Source organism: Pseudomonas duriflava (assembly GCF_007830155.1).
GTDB lineage: Bacteria > Pseudomonadota > Gammaproteobacteria > Pseudomonadales > Pseudomonadaceae > Chryseomonas > Chryseomonas duriflava.
Window position 1 is genome coordinate 18,314 of record NZ_VLKY01000001.1, and the last position, 17,220, is coordinate 35,533.

17 protein-coding genes are annotated in these 17,220 nt (G+C 53.8%); 7 read left to right on the forward strand and 10 right to left on the reverse strand.

From position 1 onward, the window contains the following. The first annotated feature begins 15 nt into the window (after positions 1–15). Genes IQ22_RS00115 through pcaC form a run of 3 tightly spaced genes read left to right on the forward strand, consistent with a single transcriptional unit; the run spans position 16 to position 2,589 of the window. A complete protein-coding gene (locus IQ22_RS00115) occupies positions 16–1,386 on the forward strand; it encodes a 3-carboxy-cis,cis-muconate cycloisomerase (RefSeq protein ID WP_145136200.1) in 1,371 nt (456 codons plus the stop codon). A gap of 12 nt (positions 1,387–1,398) precedes the next feature. After that, positions 1,399–2,187 (forward strand): 3-oxoadipate enol-lactonase, encoded by a 789-nt coding sequence (gene pcaD / locus IQ22_RS00120; RefSeq protein ID WP_145136202.1) that lies wholly within the window; start codon positions 1,399–1,401, stop codon positions 2,185–2,187. A 12-nt stretch (positions 2,188–2,199) separates the two neighbouring features. Further along, positions 2,200–2,589: a 4-carboxymuconolactone decarboxylase gene (gene pcaC / locus IQ22_RS00125; RefSeq protein WP_145136205.1), complete on the forward strand. Its 390-nt coding sequence runs from the start codon at positions 2,200–2,202 to the stop codon at positions 2,587–2,589. A gap of 43 nt (positions 2,590–2,632) precedes the next feature. Here the strand turns inward: pcaC and IQ22_RS00130 are convergent, their stop codons facing one another. Both IQ22_RS00130 and IQ22_RS00135 read right to left on the reverse strand, forming a co-directional pair. Continuing rightward, positions 2,633–3,586 carry a Gfo/Idh/MocA family oxidoreductase gene (locus IQ22_RS00130; RefSeq protein WP_208733582.1) on the reverse strand — a complete coding sequence of 318 codons (954 nt, stop codon included), beginning with the start codon at positions 3,584–3,586 and terminating at the stop codon, positions 2,633–2,635. A gap of 74 nt (positions 3,587–3,660) precedes the next feature. Next, positions 3,661–4,944 carry an OprD family porin gene (locus IQ22_RS00135; RefSeq protein ID WP_145136208.1) on the reverse strand — a complete coding sequence of 428 codons (1,284 nt, stop codon included), beginning with the start codon at positions 4,942–4,944 and terminating at the stop codon, positions 3,661–3,663. 627 nt (positions 4,945–5,571) lie between these two features. Between IQ22_RS00135 and quiC the strand changes: the two genes are divergently transcribed. Then, positions 5,572–7,476, forward strand: a complete 1,905-nt coding sequence (gene quiC, locus IQ22_RS00140; protein ID WP_145136211.1) for a 3-dehydroshikimate dehydratase QuiC — start codon at positions 5,572–5,574, stop codon at positions 7,474–7,476. Between the two features lie 79 nt (positions 7,477–7,555). Then, entirely contained in the window at positions 7,556–8,233 is a 678-nt protein-coding gene (locus IQ22_RS00145) for a TetR/AcrR family transcriptional regulator (protein WP_145136213.1), read from the forward strand. 78 nt (positions 8,234–8,311) lie between these two features. Here the strand turns inward: IQ22_RS00145 and IQ22_RS00150 are convergent, their stop codons facing one another. From IQ22_RS00150 to sseA, 6 genes are all read right to left on the reverse strand, one after another. Continuing rightward, the gene (locus tag IQ22_RS00150) at positions 8,312–9,319 is read right to left on the reverse strand and encodes a TRAP transporter substrate-binding protein (protein ID WP_145136217.1); all 1,008 of its coding nucleotides are present in this window, start codon (positions 9,317–9,319) and stop codon (positions 8,312–8,314) included. Between the two features lie 53 nt (positions 9,320–9,372). Further along, positions 9,373–10,653, reverse strand: coding sequence for a TRAP transporter large permease subunit (locus IQ22_RS00155; RefSeq protein ID WP_145136219.1), 1,281 nt, complete (start codon positions 10,651–10,653; stop codon positions 9,373–9,375). Beyond that, positions 10,653–11,204 (reverse strand): TRAP transporter small permease, encoded by a 552-nt coding sequence (locus tag IQ22_RS00160; protein ID WP_145136223.1) that lies wholly within the window; start codon positions 11,202–11,204, stop codon positions 10,653–10,655. The genes IQ22_RS00155 and IQ22_RS00160 overlap by 1 nt, the downstream gene beginning before the upstream one ends. 261 nt (positions 11,205–11,465) lie before the next feature. Beyond that, positions 11,466–12,326, reverse strand: a complete 861-nt coding sequence (locus tag IQ22_RS00165) for a shikimate dehydrogenase (protein ID WP_145136226.1) — start codon at positions 12,324–12,326, stop codon at positions 11,466–11,468. Positions 12,327–12,331: 5 nt separating this feature from the next. Continuing rightward, complete coding sequence (gene aroQ, locus IQ22_RS00170) at positions 12,332–12,772, reverse strand: type II 3-dehydroquinate dehydratase (protein WP_145136229.1); 441 nt, start codon at positions 12,770–12,772, stop codon at positions 12,332–12,334. 312 nt (positions 12,773–13,084) lie between these two features. Continuing rightward, positions 13,085–13,936, reverse strand: coding sequence for a 3-mercaptopyruvate sulfurtransferase (sseA, locus tag IQ22_RS00175; protein WP_145136233.1), 852 nt, complete (start codon positions 13,934–13,936; stop codon positions 13,085–13,087). Between the two features lie 243 nt (positions 13,937–14,179). Between sseA and epsC the strand changes: the two genes are divergently transcribed. Next, positions 14,180–15,127, forward strand: a complete 948-nt coding sequence (gene epsC, locus IQ22_RS00180) for a serine O-acetyltransferase EpsC (protein WP_145136236.1) — start codon at positions 14,180–14,182, stop codon at positions 15,125–15,127. 35 nt (positions 15,128–15,162) lie between these two features. Here epsC and IQ22_RS00185 read toward each other — a convergent pair whose 3' ends face one another. Together IQ22_RS00185 and IQ22_RS23800 are read right to left on the reverse strand one after the other, a co-directional pair. Beyond that, positions 15,163–15,669 carry an MgtC/SapB family protein gene (locus tag IQ22_RS00185; protein ID WP_145136241.1) on the reverse strand — a complete coding sequence of 169 codons (507 nt, stop codon included), beginning with the start codon at positions 15,667–15,669 and terminating at the stop codon, positions 15,163–15,165. 144 nt (positions 15,670–15,813) lie between these two features. After that, positions 15,814–15,948 (reverse strand): hypothetical protein, encoded by a 135-nt coding sequence (locus tag IQ22_RS23800; RefSeq protein ID WP_280177072.1) that lies wholly within the window; start codon positions 15,946–15,948, stop codon positions 15,814–15,816. A 323-nt stretch (positions 15,949–16,271) separates the two neighbouring features. Here IQ22_RS23800 and cbpA point away from each other — a divergent pair, with 323 nt between their 5' ends. Further along, a complete protein-coding gene (gene cbpA / locus IQ22_RS00190) occupies positions 16,272–17,219 on the forward strand; it encodes a curved DNA-binding protein (protein WP_145136243.1) in 948 nt (315 codons plus the stop codon). The last annotated feature ends 1 nt before the right edge of the window (position 17,220 follow it).

A 17,220-nucleotide genomic window follows, 5' to 3' on the forward strand; every position in this document is an offset into this window, starting at 1 on the left:
ACCTGAGGAAAGCTCATGACGCACAGACCTGGCAATTACCTGTTTGACGCCTACTTTACCCAGGCGGCCATGCGGGACGTGTTCAGTGATACCGGCCGTATCCAGGGAATGCTTGATTTCGAAGCTGCTCTGGCACGTGCCGAGGCGTCCGTAGGGGTGATCCCTCAGGACGCTGTAGGCCCGATCGAGGAGGCCTGCCGGGCTGAGCGTTATGACTTCGACGCGTTGCGTGAAGCTATCCTTAACTCAGGTAATTCAGCCATTCCGCTAGTGAAAGCGCTCGGGCGTGAAATCAAGCGTCAGAGCCCCGAGGCTGAGCGTTATGTGCATATGGGTGCAACCAGCCAGGATGTAATGGATACGGGGCTCGTCTTACAGTTGCGCACGGCTTTGAAACTGCTCGAGGTTGATCTGGCAGAACTGGCCGAGACGCTGGCAGAGCAGGCGCAGCGTTATGCCGAAACGCCTCTGGCAGGACGGACCTGGTTGCAGCATGCCACGCCGGTCACCCTGGGTATGAAGATTGCCGGTTGGCTGGGGGCTCTTACACGCCATCGCCAACGGTTGGTGGAGCTCGAGCCACGCCTGTTTACGCTTCAGTTCGGAGGGGCGTCGGGTACTCTGGCGGCACTCGGAGAACAGGCGATGCCGGTAGCCGAAGCGTTAGCCAGAGAGTTGGACCTTTCTCTGCCCGAGCAACCCTGGCATACCCACCGTGATCGTCTGGTCGAAGTGGCTAGCATATGCGGAATGATTGCCGGAACATTGGGTAAATTTGGCCGTGATCTAAGCCTGCTGATGCAGACCGAGGCAGCCGAAACCTTCGAACCGGCAGGGCAGGGACGTGGCGGCTCCTCGACCATGCCGCACAAACGCAATCCGGTTAGCGCTGCGGTGCTGATCAGTGCCGCTACGCGCGTGCCGAACCTAGTAGCAACAATGTTTGCGTCTATGCCCCAGGAGCACGAGCGCAGCCTGGGGCTGTGGCATGCCGAATGGGACACCCTTCCTGACATCGTCTGCCTGACCTCTGGCGCTTTGCAGCAAGCCTTGCTGGTAGCGAAAGGGCTCGAAGTCGACGCCGAGCGGATGCGCCAGAATCTGGAGCTGACCCATGGCCTGGTTCTGGCTGAAGCCGTCAGCATTGCTTTGAGTCAGCGGATTGGGCGTGAGCAGGCGCACCATTTGGTAGAGCAGTGCTGTCGCCGTGCCGTGGCTGAACGGTGCCATCTACGTGAAGCCCTGGGCCGAGACGAAGAAGTTTCGGCTGAGTTTTCTTCTGAAGAACTGGATCGTTTACTTGATCCTGCCCATTACCTCGGCCAGGCCCGTACATGGGTAGAGCGTGCTTGTGCCGAGCATCAGTCATTCATGCGTGCGCGCTAGGAGAAATAATCCGTGGCAACTATAAAAATCGCCGGGGGCGAACTGAATTATCGTCTTGATGGACGCGAAGATGCACCGGTTCTGGTGCTCTCCAACTCGCTGGGGACCGACCTGCATATGTGGGACGACCAGATTCCAGCCTTTACCGAGCATTTTCGTGTCTTGCGCTATGACACCCGCGGGCATGGCAGCTCTTCCGTGACACCAGGGCCCTATACCATTGAGCAATTGGGCAAAGATGTAATTGCCCTGCTTGATGCATTGAACATCCAGAAGGCCTATTTCTGTGGCCTTTCCATGGGGGGATTGATTGGGCAATGGCTGGCAGTGAACACAGGTGACCGCATCCGGCGAGTAGTGCTCTGTAACACAGCAGCCAAGATCGGTAATGACGACGTGTGGAACACTCGGATCGATACGGTACTAAAAGGTGGTCAAAAGGCCATGCTTGATCTGCGCGACGCTTCCATTGCTCGCTGGTTCACTACAGATTTCGCTGAGGCCGAGTCTATTAAAGTCAAACGGATTACAGACATGCTGGCGAATACGTCGCCGGAAGGTTATGCCGCTAACTGTGCGGCAGTTCGTGACGGCGATTTCCGTGACCAGCTTACAAGCGTCACGATTCCTGTGCTCATCGTAGCCGGCACGCATGACGCGGTGACCACGCCTGAACATGGTCGCTTCATGCAGGAGCACATTGCTGGTGCCGAGTATGCTGAGTTCAGCGCGGCGCACCTTTCCAATGTACAGGCTGGTGATGTATTTACTCAGCGAGTATTGGCTTTCCTAACTGCTTAAAGGTAAATCACCATGGATGAACGCGAACGTTATGAAAAAGGCATGGAAGTACGCCGTGCCGTCTTGGGCGATGCTCATGTTGATCGCAGCCTCAAGAACCTGACGCCTTTTAATGAAGAGTTTCAGGAAATGATCACCCGGCATGCTTGGGGGGATATCTGGACCCGTCCTGGCTTGCCACGTCATACCCGGAGCCTTATTACCATTTCCATGCTGATCGGTATGAACCGTAGCGAGGAATTGAAGCTGCACCTGCGCGCAGCGGCCAACAATGGCGTCACGCGTGACGAGATCAAGGAAGTGATCATGCAGAGTGCGATCTACTGCGGAATCCCTGCGGCCAATGCTACTTTTCACTTGGCCGAGTCCGTATGGGATGAGTTAGGCGTAGAGTCGCGTTAGTCTTGAAGTGAAAAGGCCTCGCCAAGAGGGCGAGGCCTTTTCATTACAGTAAGGGGTTCATTTGCCGGTCCAGCTGATCCAGCAAGCGCATGGCCGGTAGGCAGCTTTCAACAGATGATTCAGGCTGTCGTCCTTCTCTAATCGCTGCAAAGAACTCACGATCCTGCAGGGCAAACCCATTTCCTGACAGTGGAATTATATGGCCCTCGTGGTTCTTCAATTCGTCACGAAACACATGCAACGTATCTTCTTCGCCAATATAGCGATAGAAGCTGCCAAACGGCCCACGGTTATTAAAGGATAGGCTCAATGTTGCCATAACGCCTGACACCGACCGCATACCAATAGTCATATCCATAGCGATACCCAGCGTCGGATGGCGCGGACCTTGAATCCCCCAGACCTGAATTTCTGAATCCTCAAGTAGCCAGGCGAACAAATCCACGGTATGACAAGCATGGTGCCATAACAAGTGATCCGTCCAAGTGCGCGGTTGGCCATGCATGTTGCGGTTATCGCGCCGGAAAAAGTAGGTTTCGGCTACCAGATGCTGAAGGTGAAATTCGCCTGCCTGGATACGTCGTCTGATTTCGCGGTGTGAAGGGTTGAACCGACGCGTATGCGCGATCATACAGATCTGGCCGGAAGCGCACGTCTGTTTTGCCAGTGCTTCGGCCTCCGACAGACTTAGGCTCATGGGTATCTCAACCAATACAGGCTTGCCGGCCGACAGCGCTTGTGTCGCCTGTTGCGCATGCAAGGGGCTGGGTGTGGCAAGAATAACGGCGTCGAGGTTTTCTCGTAGAAGACAGAGCTCATAATCCAACGAGTAGTTTGGAATGCCCCATTCGGCTGCAAAGCGAGCCGTATCATCTGGCAGTCCGCCGGCTAGGCAAACAACCTCAACATCGTCGAGGCCTTGCAATGCCTGCATATGGGTGGCAGCGATGGCGCCTTCGCCTGCCAGCAGGACACGTATAGGGCTGGATGTCGTCATCAGTTATTTCTCCCTGTAAGGCCTGAATAAAAAAAGCCTGTCACAGGGACAGGCTTTTTGTGGCACAGAAAACCTTACAGCAGGGACAGCGGGTAGCTGAAGATCAGGCGGTTTTCGTCGATGTCGTTGTTAGAGCCGAAATCACGACGGAGCATGGTGTTTCTCCAGCGCATGTTCAGGTTCTTGAGCGGACCGCCCTGGAAGGTATAGGCCAGGTCAAAGTTGCGTTCCCACTGAGAGCCATCGTCTGTAGTAGACGTATGGATATTATCCCCATGACCGTAACGCGCCATAAGCGCTAAACCGGGGATACCCATCGCTGCAAAGTTGTAATCGTAGCGGAGCTGCCAGGAACGTTCTTTGGCATTGTCGAAGCTCTGTACGAACATATCGTTAGCTAGAGTGCCGCCGCTGGTTCCTGCAAGGCTTAACCAGCCGTCGTCACCGCTAACTTTCTGCAGGCCCACGGAAACTTTGTGACCACCGATACCAGCGGACAGCATGGCGGTAACAAGCTTGTTATCCAGATTACCGGCGAGAGCACTGCCCTCTTCTTTGCCTGTAAAATAACCAAGATTTGCGCCTAAAGTCCAGTCACCAAATTTCTGAGCATGGGTCAGGTTATAGAAGTTTTGCTTATATACATCTTCTAGTCGTGCATGCCACAGGCCGACCATTGTCTTTTTTTCATTAAAAGTATATTCACCGCCAACATAATTAAAACGATCTGATTCTGCATTGGTGAAACGGCCAGGAGTCATATCTTGCATATCAGATGAGTTACGCAAACTCACCTGACGGATCTGGGCACCATAGAAGGTAAAGCCGTCTAGCTCTTTGGACGTAATGGTTGCGCCCTGGAAGGTCTGAGGCAACAAGCGACCATCGTTAAAGCGCAGAACCGGAACGTTAGGCATCAGCTCGCCTACACGCAGTTCGGTCTTGGAAACCTTGGCTTTAAAGGTGGCGCCTACACGGCCGAAATCGTCGGCTGCTTCTCCTGCCAGCTGTCCGGGGCGACGTGTACTTGTAGGTAACAGCTGTGTTCCAGAGCGATCAGCACTACTATCAAGTTTGAAACCGTATAGCGCAGTAATATCAAGACCAAAACCAACCGTACCCTCTGTGAAGCCAGAATTCGCTGTGAAAATGAAGCCCTGGGCCCATTCTTCCTGCTTGCTCTGCTGAGTACTGCTGCTATTACGGAAGTCCCGGTTGAAATAATAGTTCCGGGCCATCACATTGACTTTGGCATCCTCAACGAATCCGGCGGCACTAGCAGTAGCCGGTAGGCCCAATGCGAGAGCAAACGGTGCGAGGCCTAGTAGGGTAGGGGCGGAAAGATAGCGTAACGTCATTTTTATATACTCCCATGAGTTTTAATAACCGCGCCTGAGCGAAATTTTTGAACTTGATATACTTCAGGAGCGGAATGGCCCTCCCTCAGGGCCATCGTGTTCGGCATTAACGCGCAGCCGAACCTTGGCAGTAGCTGTAGGCTATCTGCAAAGTTGAAAATACGTCGAGGATATAATGCAAGTATGAAGGTAATGCTACAGAGTTCATGATGAGCATTCAGGGATGATTCCATTATTAGTCTTGTTGGAATTCAACCGAGCTGGCGTGCTAGCTAAGTTGGTCATGTGATGGTGGCGATAATGCAATCGCTTCGTCAAAAAATGCAAGACAGATATCTGCGTTAAATGCCCCTAAGTTAACCGTTTGGTCTATTCAATAGAATATATATCCACATAAAAACGGCATATAGGACAGTGTCTTGATCAGCATCACCTTCTTGGGCGGTTATCGAACGCGATTAACCGTTTGGTACATTTTGCCGTTGCGGCCTATAGTTACCCTAAGAATAATTCCGGGCTACTTCATATTGAGTCATGAAGACTGGTCTTGACCTAGAGGGTCTTGTCCTTCCCGCTGTGACTCCGTCGCGTTGACGTATTGGATTTGTCCACCAAGAGGAGCTGAACATGCAACGCTCGATTGCCACCGTCTCCCTGAGCGGCACCCTACCTGAAAAGCTAGAAGCTATCGCGGCAGCGGGTTTCGACGGGGTCGAAATCTTCGAAAACGATTTGCTTACCTTTGGCGGCAGTCCTCGAGAGGTCAGGCAGCTCTGTGCGGACCTTGGCATCGCAATTACACTGTTTCAGCCTTTTAGGGATTTTGAGGGATGTCGTCGTGATCGACTAGCACGCAATCTAGACCGGGCTGAGCGAAAGTTCGATCTCATGCAGGAGCTAGGTACCGATCTTGTGCTGGTGTGCAGCAACGTGGCAGCAGACTCTCTGGGTGACGAGAGTATCCTGATTGATGATCTGCGACTTTTGGCCGAACGCGCAGGCGCTCGCGGGTTGCGGGTGGGATACGAAGCGCTGGCCTGGGGGCGTCATGTAAACACGTGGCAACAGGTCTGGAGCATTGTGAGGCAAGTCGATCATTCCAGTCTGGGTGTGCTGTTAGACAGTTTTCATACCTTGTCGATCAAGGGCGACCCTTCGGGTATCGCCGAGATTCCGGGCGATAAGATCTTTTTTGTGCAAATGGCCGATGCTCCTGTTCTTGCTATGGATGTCTTGGAGTGGAGTCGGCATTTCCGCTGCTTCCCAGGCCAGGGGGAGTTCGATCTTGCAGGTTTTCTCGTACCCATCATCCGTACGGGCTATACCGGGCCGCTATCGTTGGAAATATTCAATGACGGCTTCCGTGCAGCGCCACCGCGAAGCAATGCAGCGGATGGTCTGCGTTCGCTGCTGTATCTTGAAGAAAAGACTCGTGAGCGTTTAGCCAGTGAGAATGCAGCCAAGGCCATTCCAGATATCTTGTTCGCGCCAACGCCAGCGCTTGAACTGGATGGCGTCGAGTTTCTCGAGTTTGCTGTAGATGATCCGCTGCGAGCCGATCTTACCCAGTGGCTGACACGCTTAGGATTTGCCAAGGCTGGAGAGCATCGTTCAAAGAAAGTATCTCTATTGCGGCAGGGCAGTACCAATATTGTGCTGAATGCCGAACCCTATTCGTTCGCGCATAACTTCTTTGATGTCCACGGTCCGTCTCTGTGTGCCATTGCACTGCGTGTCAGTGACGGCGCTACAGCCCTGGAGCGCGCCTGCCAGTATGGCGCTCAACCTTACCGCGGGCTGGTTGGCCCTAATGAGCGTGAAATTCCGGCCGTACGTGCGCCGGATGGCAGCCTGCTCTACTTTGTGGATCCGGGCATGGATGGACGGTCTATTTATGACACCGACTTCAACTTGGGCGAACCGGCTGTTCAAAATGGCCTCAACCGAGTCGATCATGTAGCCATGGCATTACCGTCCGAAAGTCTTGACAGTTGGGTGCTGTATTACAAGAGTCTGTTCAATTTCAAGGCGGATGATGAAGTCGTCCTGCCGGATCCGTATGGGCTGGTCAAGAGCCGTGCATTGCGCAGCCCGTGCGGTTCGGTCCGTCTGGCCTTGAATATTTCGGAAAACCGCAATACGGCAATCGCACGAGCTTTATCTAGCTATCGCGGGTCGGGCGTTCATCATGTCGCGTTCGAGTGTGACGATATCTTTACTGCGGTTAACCGGGCGAAGGATGCCGGCGTACCTCTGCTGGAGATTCCACTCAATTATTATGATGATCTGGCAGCCCGCTACGACTTCGATGATGACTATTTAAGCAAGCTAGCCTATTACAATGTCCTTTACGACCGTGACGCGCAAGGCGGTGAGCTGTTTCATGTCTATACCGAGCCGTTTGCGGAGCGCTTTTTCTTTGAACTTTTGCAGCGCAAGAACCAATACAGTGGCTATGGTGCCGCCAATACTCCGGTTCGCCTCGCTGCCATGGCGCAGGCGCATAGCCACAAGAGTCAGCCACGTTTTTAATAGGCGGGCCGCCTGTTTGCCTTATAGCGTGCGGCCTATTTAATAATAAAATTTCCATGTTTCTTTTTGAGCTCCGCCCATGACGGAAACCCTAATTGTTACAGAGCCTGCTGATGTACGACCGGCTGCTGGTCGCCTGCCACGTAAGAACAATCCTGAAGAGACCAAGCAGCATATTCTTTTGGCTGCTGTGGCCGAATTCTCAGCGAGCGGGCTCAGCGGAGCACGTGTCGATACCATTGCCGAGCGTACACGTACATCTAAACGCATGATCTATTACTACTTCGGTAGCAAGGAGCAGCTGTATTTCGCTGTGCTGGAAAAACTCTATGGAGAGATACGCTCCACCGAATCGCACTTGCATCTTGATGAACTACCGCCTGTAGAAGCGATTCGCCGTCTAGTCGAGTTTACGTTCGATCATCATGATCACAATGTGGACTTCGTACGGATCGTCAATATTGAGAACATTCATCACGGTAACCATATTCGGCAGTCGGAAGCCATCACATCGGTGAACTCTTCAATCGTTCAAACGATCGCGCGCATTCTTCAGCGTGGGGTAGAGGAGGGCGTTTTCAGGTCAGACTTGGATCCGCTTGATGTACATATGATGATGAGTTCGTTCTGCTTTTACAGGGTCTCGAACCGCTACACTTTTTCTACCATTCACCAGACCGACCTCACTGCGCCTGCGACCCGTGATCGGCACAAAGCGCTGATCTGTGAAGTGATTCTGCGCTACGTCTGCCTGTGATGCAGAAACGCTTTTTCTGACCTTAAATGAAAAGGCCGCAGTTTAAACTGCGGCCTTTTTGTATCAATTACGCGAATATTACTGACCCCGTACTTTGGCGACTTCCTCGTACATGGTCTTGACCAGTGCAGGATCTACATCAACAGACAGTTTCTCGATAACTGGCTTGGTCTTCTCGCGGAAACGATCCATCTCGGCAGGAGAGATTTCATTTGTGGTCATGCTGCCCTTCAGGGTTTCGTAGGCCTTGTCCTGTGCCTCGGCCGATACGCTGCGTTGGTATACTTGCGCCTCGGCAGCCGCCTCGGTGATTACCTTGCGTTCGTCTTCGTTCAGCTTGTTCCAAGACCTTTCACCGATGATGAAAGATTGCGGGTTGTAGATGTGACGGGTAACGGACAGGTACTTCTGTACTTCATAGAACTTGGTACCGAGGATAACAGTGTTGGGGTTTTCTTGCCCGTCGACGGTCCTTTGCTCGAGACCGGTATAAACCTCGGGGAATGGCATAGGAACAGGGTTGGCGCCTAGGGCAGAGAAGGTTTCCAAATAGCTGGGCGACTGGATGACACGAATCTTCAGACCTTGCATGTCTTCCCACTTGGTTACCGGACGCTTGCTATTAGTGAGGTTACGGAACCCAAGATCCCAATAACCCAAGGTGCGAAGCCCCTTGCTTTCCAGGCGTTTGGACAGTTCCTGGCCAACAGGACCGTCAATAACGGCCTGGGCTTCCTTGGCATTGTTGAACAGGAATGGGAAGTCCAGGATCGCATAGTCTTTGACCTGGGCGGATAAAATACCGGCGTTAAGCACGGTCAGGTCCAGCGTACCGCCTTGCAGGGCCGATACGGTCTGAAGGTCACCGCCCAACGTACCGCCAGGAAAGAGACGCACCTTAATCTTGCCGCCGCTCTTTTCCTTCACGAGATCAGCAAATTTCTGTGCACCCTGGCCTTGGGGGTGCTCTTTCACATTCTGGAAGGCAAAGCGCAGCGTCTGATCACGCACTTCAGCAACTGCCGCTCCGGCAAATAACAAGCTGGCAGCACAGGCACTGGCTAGCAGAGTCTTAATTGTTCTCATGTGAAACTCCTTCATTGTTTTTCTTCTACACAAGTGAATGTTACCGGGCATGGCTACCCGGCCAGGAATTTGAGTGGGCCTAACACCAATTGCGGGAACAGGACCAGCAAAACCAGAACGACCAGTTGCGCTAGCATGAACGGCCAGACACCGCGGACGATTTCATTCATCTGCAGTTTCGACACACCGCAGACAACGTTGAGAACCGTGCCGACCGGCGGCGTAATCAAACCGATGGCAGTATTGATCAGGAACAGCACACCAAAATACACCGGGTCAATGCCTGCCTGAACCACAGCGGGCATCAGGACTGGAGTCAGGATTAGGATGGTAGGCGTCATATCCATCACGGTCCCTACCAAGATAATCAGCAGCATGACCAGCAGCAGTAGAAGTGTAGGGTTGTCCATGAACGGTTCGAGCAGGTCGGCCAGTTGTCCGGGTAGGTCAGCAATGGTGACCAGCCAGGACGACACCATGGCTGCGGCGACCAGCAGCATAACCACAGCGGTGGTTTTGGCAGCGCTCAGTACTAGTTCATACAAGTCGCTCAGTTTAAGTTCACGGTAAATAACTGTGGCCACGAAGAGGGCGTAGACGGCTGCCACGACGGCTGCTTCAGTCGGTGTGAAAATACCGAACTTCAAGCCGAAGATGATGATGAAAGGCAGGCCCATCGCCCAGCTACCATCCAACATCGCCTTGAGGATTTCCTTCTTCGATCGCTTGGGTGGTGTCTCAACCGCTTCCTTACGCGCTACCCACCACCAGGCTACCGCCAGAGCCGCGCCCAGCATGATGCCGGGCACAATACCCGCTAGGAACAGCTTGGAGATCGACACGCCAGAAGCTACGCCAAAGACGATGAAACCAATGCTTGGCGGAATGATGGGGGCAATGATGCCTCCCGCCGCGATAAGACCGGCGGATCGCTCGCGGCTGTGACCGGCCGAGACCATCATGGGTACCAGCAAGGCCGCCAGGGCAGCGGCATCGGCCACGGCAGAGCCGGAGAGCGAAGCCAGCAGGCAGGACGCGATAATAGCGACGTAACCCAGGCCACCTCGTTTGTGGCCGACCATGGCCATGGCAATATTTACGATGCGCCGCGACAGGCCGCCAGCGTTCATGATCTCGCCGGCCAGCATGAAAAAGGGGACTGCCATAAGGGGAAAGCTGTCAGCTCCATTAAGCAGGTTCTGCGCGATGATCTGGGCATCGAACAGATCCAGGTAATACATCATGGCCATACTGGCGAGCAGTAGGGCAAAGGCGATGGGCATGCCAATCGCCATACCGCCAGCGAGAGAACCCAGGAAAATAGACAGAATCATCAGTGAGTCTCCCTGGAGGCGGTTTTAGGCGTCGTAGCGATATGAGTATCTTGTTGATCGGTTACAGGCTGAGAGACGTAATGATCGAGAGGGTGGAGCAGAACAACATAGAGTTCATACAGCATGATCCCGAACGACGTCACTCCAAAGATCAGGCCAGCCGCGTAAAACAGCGCCATCGAAAGACCCGAAGCAGGCGCTACAACATCCTTGTTGATCACTGCCTGTTGCCAACTGCCCTGAACCACCAGCCACAATATGTACAGGACCAAAAGGTGGGCTACGGTGAGGCAAACGCGCTTTCCAGCCGTAGGCAGTGCTCGAATCAGACTGTCCATACCGATATGGGAGCGCTCCTTCAGGCCGAGAATGGCACCGAGGAATACCATGTAAACGAAGAACCAGCGGGATAGTTCTTCCGAGACACTGATACCGGAGTTAAAGGCATAGCGTAGGACGACGTTGCCGAATACCAGTATCACCATGCCGAGCATGCAGATGACTAGTAGTACCTTGATCAGGTGAAAATACAGGTCGACTAGTTTTGTCATGATTTAGCTCGCTTACATAACGGCCTTGCCAGCCGCCCGGTAGATACCGGACAGGACCCAATGAGCATAGAGATGGCATATATCATAGGCATCATGACACTCATATACCCTGAGGCGTTCGGGAGGGGTTCGCTCTAAGCACAACGGCAGCACGATCATGACATTGGTAGCCGGTAAGACGACTTAGGAATTTGACGGCATTCATTTTTATTGTCCTGTCTAAAACGAGGCGCTGCGACAGGGCAGCGCCTCTGTATGGCATTATTTGCCCATGCTGGCGAAATGCGCCTGCATGCGCTCGGCGTTGGCCTCCGTGCCGGTAAACAGTTCAAATGCCTTTACGGCTTGAAAAACGGCCATACGGCTACCATCCAATGTACGGCACCCTAAGGCGCGCGCTTGGCGCAATAGTTCGGTTTCGAGTGGGAAGTAGATAATTTCTGCTACCCAAAGGTCTGCTCGCAGCAAGTCGGCGGGAAGTGGCATGCCGGGAAGTTTAGCCATGCCGACTGGCGTTGTGTTGACCAATCCCTGAGCCGCCTGCATAGAAGCAGGCAGATCAGTACCTAGCTTGGCGCAGGTGGGTCCGAAAATGGCCTTTAGGTTGTTGACCAGCTCTTGGGCCTTGGTGATATCCACGTCGAATAGGGTCAGCTCCTGCACGCCTTCACGAATCAAGGCATGCGCAACGGCCGCGCCAGCACCGCCTGCGCCCATTTGCACGACCCGCTCGCGGGCTGCATCAGGCAGGCCACGGCGAAAGCCTTCGGCAAATCCCAGGCAGTCGGTATTATGGCCGACCCGCTTACCGTCTTTAAGGACGACGGTATTGACCGCGCCAATACCCAGTGCCTCTTCAGACAGCTCATCCAGCAGGGGAATAACGGTCTGCTTGCAGGGAAACGTAATATTCAGGCCGGTGAAGCCCATTCGTTCGGCAGCGGTTAGCAAGTCTGGCAACGCCTTGGGTTCAAGGCCCAGGGCATCCAGATCGATCAGGCGATACAGGTAGCGGATGCCTTGTGCATCGCCTTCGTGTTCATGCATGGCAGGTGTGCGCGACGACTGAATACCTGCACCGATCAGTCCAGCAAGAACGGAAGAAACGTGTTTTTCAGACATAGCTGCTACTTACTCTGTAATTGACCAAAATACTCGACCGCCATGCGGTATCCCTGGATGCCGAATCCACAGATGACACCGAGCGCAATGGGCGATACGAAGGAGTGATGACGGAAGGCTTCACGCTTGTGGACATTGGAAATATGAACTTCGATGACAGGCAGCTCCGCAGCGGTCAGTGCATCGCGGATGGCAACTGACGTATGGGTCCAGGCCGCCGGATTGATAATGATTCCGGCAAACCGGCCACGTGCCTGATGAATCCAATTAATGAGTTCACCTTCATGGTTTGTCTGGCGAAACTCGAGGGTCATAGCATGCCGGGCTGCGGCTGCGTGGCAGAGCGCCTCGACATCGGCAAGAGTTTCGTGACCGTAGGTAGCAGGCTCACGCATACCGAGCATATTGAGATTAGGGCCGTTAAGCACCAGAAGAGCCTGTGGCATCTAAACAACTCCGTCTTATTTTTATAGTGAACAAGGGCTTGATACAAAATGTACTAACTGGTTAATCCAGTCAATAACCTTGCGCGCTGAAAAAACTGGCTTGGCCTACATAAAAGATGGGTGATGCAAAAGGAAGGATTGGAAGGAGTTCAGTAACTCATTGAGAATAGAGCCGTTTTGTAGTGTAGAAGCAATACGTTACGAACTGTGATAGGTTGCATTAAATGTTCGTTTATCGCGCAGATAAAGCAACGAGAAACAGGTATAGGGAGCCTCGCCAGAGGGCTAGCTGTCGAGACTCCCATAGGTTTACTAAATAGTATTCGTTGCCTTGGGCGTGTCTTCTCGACCTCCCCATTCCGTCCAGGAGCCATCATAGAGCGCACCATCCGGCAGGCATGCTACCGCCATGCCTAACAACAGCACGGCGGCCGTCAGGCCACTACCACAGCTGGTTACTACAGTACGCGTCCCGTCGACACCCGCCTGGATAAAGCGCTCTCTCAGCGCTTCTGGCGATTTGAATGTTTGATCAGCTTCCAACAGTTCATTGAACGGTAGATTAGCGCTGCCGGGAATATGCCCCGCAGCCAAGCCTACACGTGGCTCGGGTACACGGCCTTCGAAGCGGGCTGCTGCACGTGCATCAAGTACATGCTCGGCGCCGCTAACTAGGTTGGCCTTGAGATCACCCAAGCCGCGTAGCAATCCCGTACGCAGGCTGGCATTGAAGTGGGCTGGAGCGACAGGGGCGGCTTGCCCGCTGTCGAGGGAACGATTTTCCGCTCGCCATTTGGGTAGACCACCGTCCAGCACAGCCACTTGGTCATGACCAAATAACCGGAACATCCACCAGACCCGCGCCGCTGAAAACAGGCCTTTTTGGTCATAGACGACGATACGGGAGTTGTTGCTCACACCAAGCTCGCTGACCATACGGGCGAAGCGGCCTTGAGACGGAGCCATATGCGGTAGAGCGGTATCCGGATCGGAAAGGGCTTCTATGTCGAAGAAACGCGCGCCTGGAATATGGGCGGCGGCGTATTCGACCTGGGCATTCTGGGGTTCGCTCGGCAGATAGGCACTGGCATCGAATATCACCATGTCTTCAGCGCCAAGTGTATCGGCCAGCCAGGTGGTACTGACCAGAGGACCAAATGTCATAAATCGTCTCCATGCAAATGAGCAGACCCGGCAAGCGAGGTCGCCCCTTACCGGGAATCCATTGGCATCCTATCCTGAAAGAAGGCTAGAGGGTCGCAGGACTACCTTCAGCCGGACGCAGGGGATGTTTCACGTCAGTGCAGACGATGGGGTAAGGTAGGCGTATGGTCGAAAGGGACTCTAGTCCCTTCGTATTGTCGAATCCAGGAGCGGCAGGTGTCGCCCTTTTTCAGGAATGCGGTAATGAGTGATTCAAACGCGAGTCAGGGCAGGGCTCCGGCCATCAAATGGCAGCTGGGGCGTATCGTCGATGAGTTGCAGGAAGCACGCAATGAGTGGCGGAGCCAGTATGGCCGAACGCGTGAACTGGGCAGCCGTGAGCTACCGTCACGTGTTGTTATCAGCGAAATCATGGAATCCTTGTGCAGTGCCCTGTTTCCGTTGCGTTTGGGGCCGAGCGATCTACGGGCGGAAAGCGAGAATTTCTTCGTAGGGCATGTGCTCGACCGCGCACTTAATGCCCTGCTGGGGCAGGTTCGGCTGGAACTCTGCTATGCGGCGCGGCAGCAAGGCATTTCAGAGTGCTCTGTTGATGAACCGGCCCAGCGTATCGTGCAGGATTTCGCCCTGGCCTTGCCAGACTTGCGTCGCTTGCTCGATAGCGATGTGCTGGCCGCCTATAGCGGTGACCCGGCAGCGCGCAGTGTGGATGAGGTACTGTTGTGCTATCCCGGTATCCTGGCGGTAATTTATCACCGGTTGGCGCATCAACTGTATAGTTCCGACTTACCTCTACTGGCACGTATCATTGCTGAACTGGCGCACTCCGCAACAGGGATAGATATCCATCCGGGCGCAAAAATCGGACGTAGCTTTTTCATCGATCACGGCACAGGCGTAGTGATCGGGGAGACTGCAATCATTGGGGAACGGGTACGGATTTATCAGGCTGTGACTCTGGGAGCCAAGCGGTTTCCAGCCGATGAGTCGGGTAACCTACAGAAGGGACATCCGCGTCATCCAATTGTAGAGGACGATGTGGTTATCTATGCCGGTGCGACCATTCTTGGCCGGATTACTATCGGTAAAGGTTCGACGATCGGCGGGAATGTCTGGTTGACTCGGAGCGTGCCGGCTTACAGCAACGTAACGCAAGCCAATCTGCAGGGGTGCTCTAGCGTAGACCAATAAGTGGATAAGGGCTGGTTATACGTTGCCGGCTGGCATCATTTCTTATCGATGGTGTTGTCATTTGTTCGACTATTGCTAAACAGTCGCGGAACGATAAAGAAGATGCAAAGGGCCATTACAGTACAGTATATGGCTGACAGCTCGCGGCCTGTACCGGCTGCCATGCCAATGGCAGCCGTCAACCAAATGCCGGCTGCCGTAGTCAGGCCCTTTACGTGGTTCGGGCTTTGGCTCTTGATAATCGTTCCTGCACCAAGAAAGCCTACGCCAGTAACCAGCCCTTGAATAACCCGACTTAAATCCTCGCTGTCGATACCTGCTAATTCCGGCGCTAGTACAAATAAGGCTGAGCCGAGAGCCACCAGCATATGGGTACGAACACCTGCGGCCTTGCCAGCTTGCTCGCGCTCAAGGCCAAGTATTGCCCCTAACATCGCCGCCAAGGTCAATCGCAAAACGAGTCGGGTCGCCTGCTCGGGATCGCCGAGGTCAGCCAACTCTTCTTTCAAGGTATTCCAGACGATTTCCCTGGTGTCAGTCATGGGCATTCCTTCTACACGGTAAACTATCTGGACCTGACCTTAGGCCGGTTAAAGCACCTCGCTTTATTCAGGGAACAGGTGTGAGCCGGTTAAGTGTATTGAGCGTAAGAACCTGACACACTCAACCGGCGCGGCTGAGGCCTCTCACGGTGATATGGGGTCGCTGGCCGGAAAGGTTTCTTCTACCGCCTCGTCCAATTGATCCTCATCGACCTCTCGATTATCAAGGTCTTCATGCTCAATGTTCTCATTGGCAGGAACTTTCTGATCGTCGCTCATAGATACTTTCTCCCATACAGACCCTTTCAAGGGCATTACCGGATTAGGCTCTATGGGAGGGGTAAGGTTCTTTCCGTCCATCATTCCCTAACGATTCATGCCATGCTGGCGATACGCACGTTGGCCCTTGTCTTTTAGAGACAGCGTCCACACGTCTATGGACATGTTGAGGCTTTTCGCTGGCACAGATAAGCACTTGGCCGACATGACGCCGGTAGCTTTCTGTAATAGCCACCCCGGTCATGCTCACGATGTTGGATGCCTTGATGATGGGGTGATCTGTAATCACCTGTTATCCATTTTTAACAAGACGGTGGGGATAGATGGAATTCAAAGATTATTATGCGGTACTGGGTGTGGACCCAGGAGCAGATGAGAAAGCCATCAAGACGGCTTACCGCAAGTTGGCTCGCAAATACCATCCGGATGTAAGCAAGGAATCAAATGCCGAGAGCCGGTTCAAGGAGATTTCCGAGGCGTATGAGGTTCTGAGAGATCCGGGTAAGCGTGCCGAGTATGATCAGCTCCGGCGCTATGGTCAGGCAGGTCAGGCGTTCGAGCCGCCACCTGGATGGCGGCCCTCGGGTGGTTTCGAGGATCTGGACGGCAACGTGCATTTCTCAGAGTTCTTTGAGTCTGTTTTTGGCGCACGCCCCGGAGCGTCGGGAAACACTCGTTGGGAGCATTCTGGCGGACGTCGAGGGCAGGATATGGAAATGGAGTTGCCGCTGTTTCTAGAAGATACCTTGTCTGACGAGCCAAGAACCCTGAATTATCAGGTGCCTCGCTACAGTGCAGACGGGCGTCGCCTGGAAAACGTGCAGAAAACCCTTAACGTACGTATTCCAAAAGGCGTGGCTGATGGAGAGCGCATACGGCTTAAAGGGCATGGCGCACCGGGGCGAGGTGGGGCACCGGCCGGTGACCTGTATTTAGTTGTTCGCCTTGTGCCACATCCTCTCTTTGATGTTGACGGTCACGACCTGATCCTGACTGTTCCGCTGGCACCGTGGGAGGCTGCGTTGGGTACCCGGATCACGATTCCTACCTTGAGCGGCAAATTGCAAGTCACCATACCGGGCAACAGCCAATCCGGGCAACGGCTAAGGCTTAAGGGCAAAGGGCTACGCAACCGCGCCGGCGGTGCGGGCGACCTGTATGTCGTCATCAAAATCGTAATGCCGACAACTCAGGACGAGGCAACCCAAAAACTCTGGAAGCAACTCGCCGATAAGGCTTCGTTCAACCCCAGAAGTGAATGGAGGGATTAAG

Excerpts from the sequence above, each read along its gene's own strand:
- IQ22_RS00115 (WP_145136200.1), top strand. The coding sequence starts at position 16 with ATGACGCACAGACCTGGCAATTACCTGTTTGACGCCTACTTTACCCAG.
- pcaC (WP_145136205.1), top strand. The coding sequence starts at position 2,200 with ATGGATGAACGCGAACGTTATGAAAAAGGCATGGAAGTACGCCGTGCC.
- IQ22_RS00130 (WP_208733582.1), bottom strand. The coding sequence starts at position 3,586 with ATGACGACATCCAGCCCTATACGTGTCCTGCTGGCAGGCGAAGGCGCC.
- IQ22_RS00135 (WP_145136208.1), bottom strand. The coding sequence starts at position 4,944 with ATGACGTTACGCTATCTTTCCGCCCCTACCCTACTAGGCCTCGCACCG.
- quiC (WP_145136211.1), top strand. The coding sequence starts at position 5,572 with ATGCAACGCTCGATTGCCACCGTCTCCCTGAGCGGCACCCTACCTGAA.
- IQ22_RS00145 (WP_145136213.1), top strand. The coding sequence starts at position 7,556 with ATGACGGAAACCCTAATTGTTACAGAGCCTGCTGATGTACGACCGGCT.
- IQ22_RS00150 (WP_145136217.1), bottom strand. The coding sequence starts at position 9,319 with ATGAGAACAATTAAGACTCTGCTAGCCAGTGCCTGTGCTGCCAGCTTG.
- IQ22_RS00155 (WP_145136219.1), bottom strand. The coding sequence starts at position 10,653 with ATGATTCTGTCTATTTTCCTGGGTTCTCTCGCTGGCGGTATGGCGATT.
- IQ22_RS00160 (WP_145136223.1), bottom strand. The coding sequence starts at position 11,204 with ATGACAAAACTAGTCGACCTGTATTTTCACCTGATCAAGGTACTACTA.
- IQ22_RS00165 (WP_145136226.1), bottom strand. The coding sequence starts at position 12,326 with ATGTCTGAAAAACACGTTTCTTCCGTTCTTGCTGGACTGATCGGTGCA.
- aroQ (WP_145136229.1), bottom strand. The coding sequence starts at position 12,772 with ATGCCACAGGCTCTTCTGGTGCTTAACGGCCCTAATCTCAATATGCTC.
- sseA (WP_145136233.1), bottom strand. The coding sequence starts at position 13,936 with ATGACATTTGGTCCTCTGGTCAGTACCACCTGGCTGGCCGATACACTT.
- epsC (WP_145136236.1), top strand. The coding sequence starts at position 14,180 with ATGAGTGATTCAAACGCGAGTCAGGGCAGGGCTCCGGCCATCAAATGG.
- IQ22_RS00185 (WP_145136241.1), bottom strand. The coding sequence starts at position 15,669 with ATGACTGACACCAGGGAAATCGTCTGGAATACCTTGAAAGAAGAGTTG.
- IQ22_RS23800 (WP_280177072.1), bottom strand. The coding sequence starts at position 15,948 with ATGAGCGACGATCAGAAAGTTCCTGCCAATGAGAACATTGAGCATGAA.
- cbpA (WP_145136243.1), top strand. The coding sequence starts at position 16,272 with ATGGAATTCAAAGATTATTATGCGGTACTGGGTGTGGACCCAGGAGCA.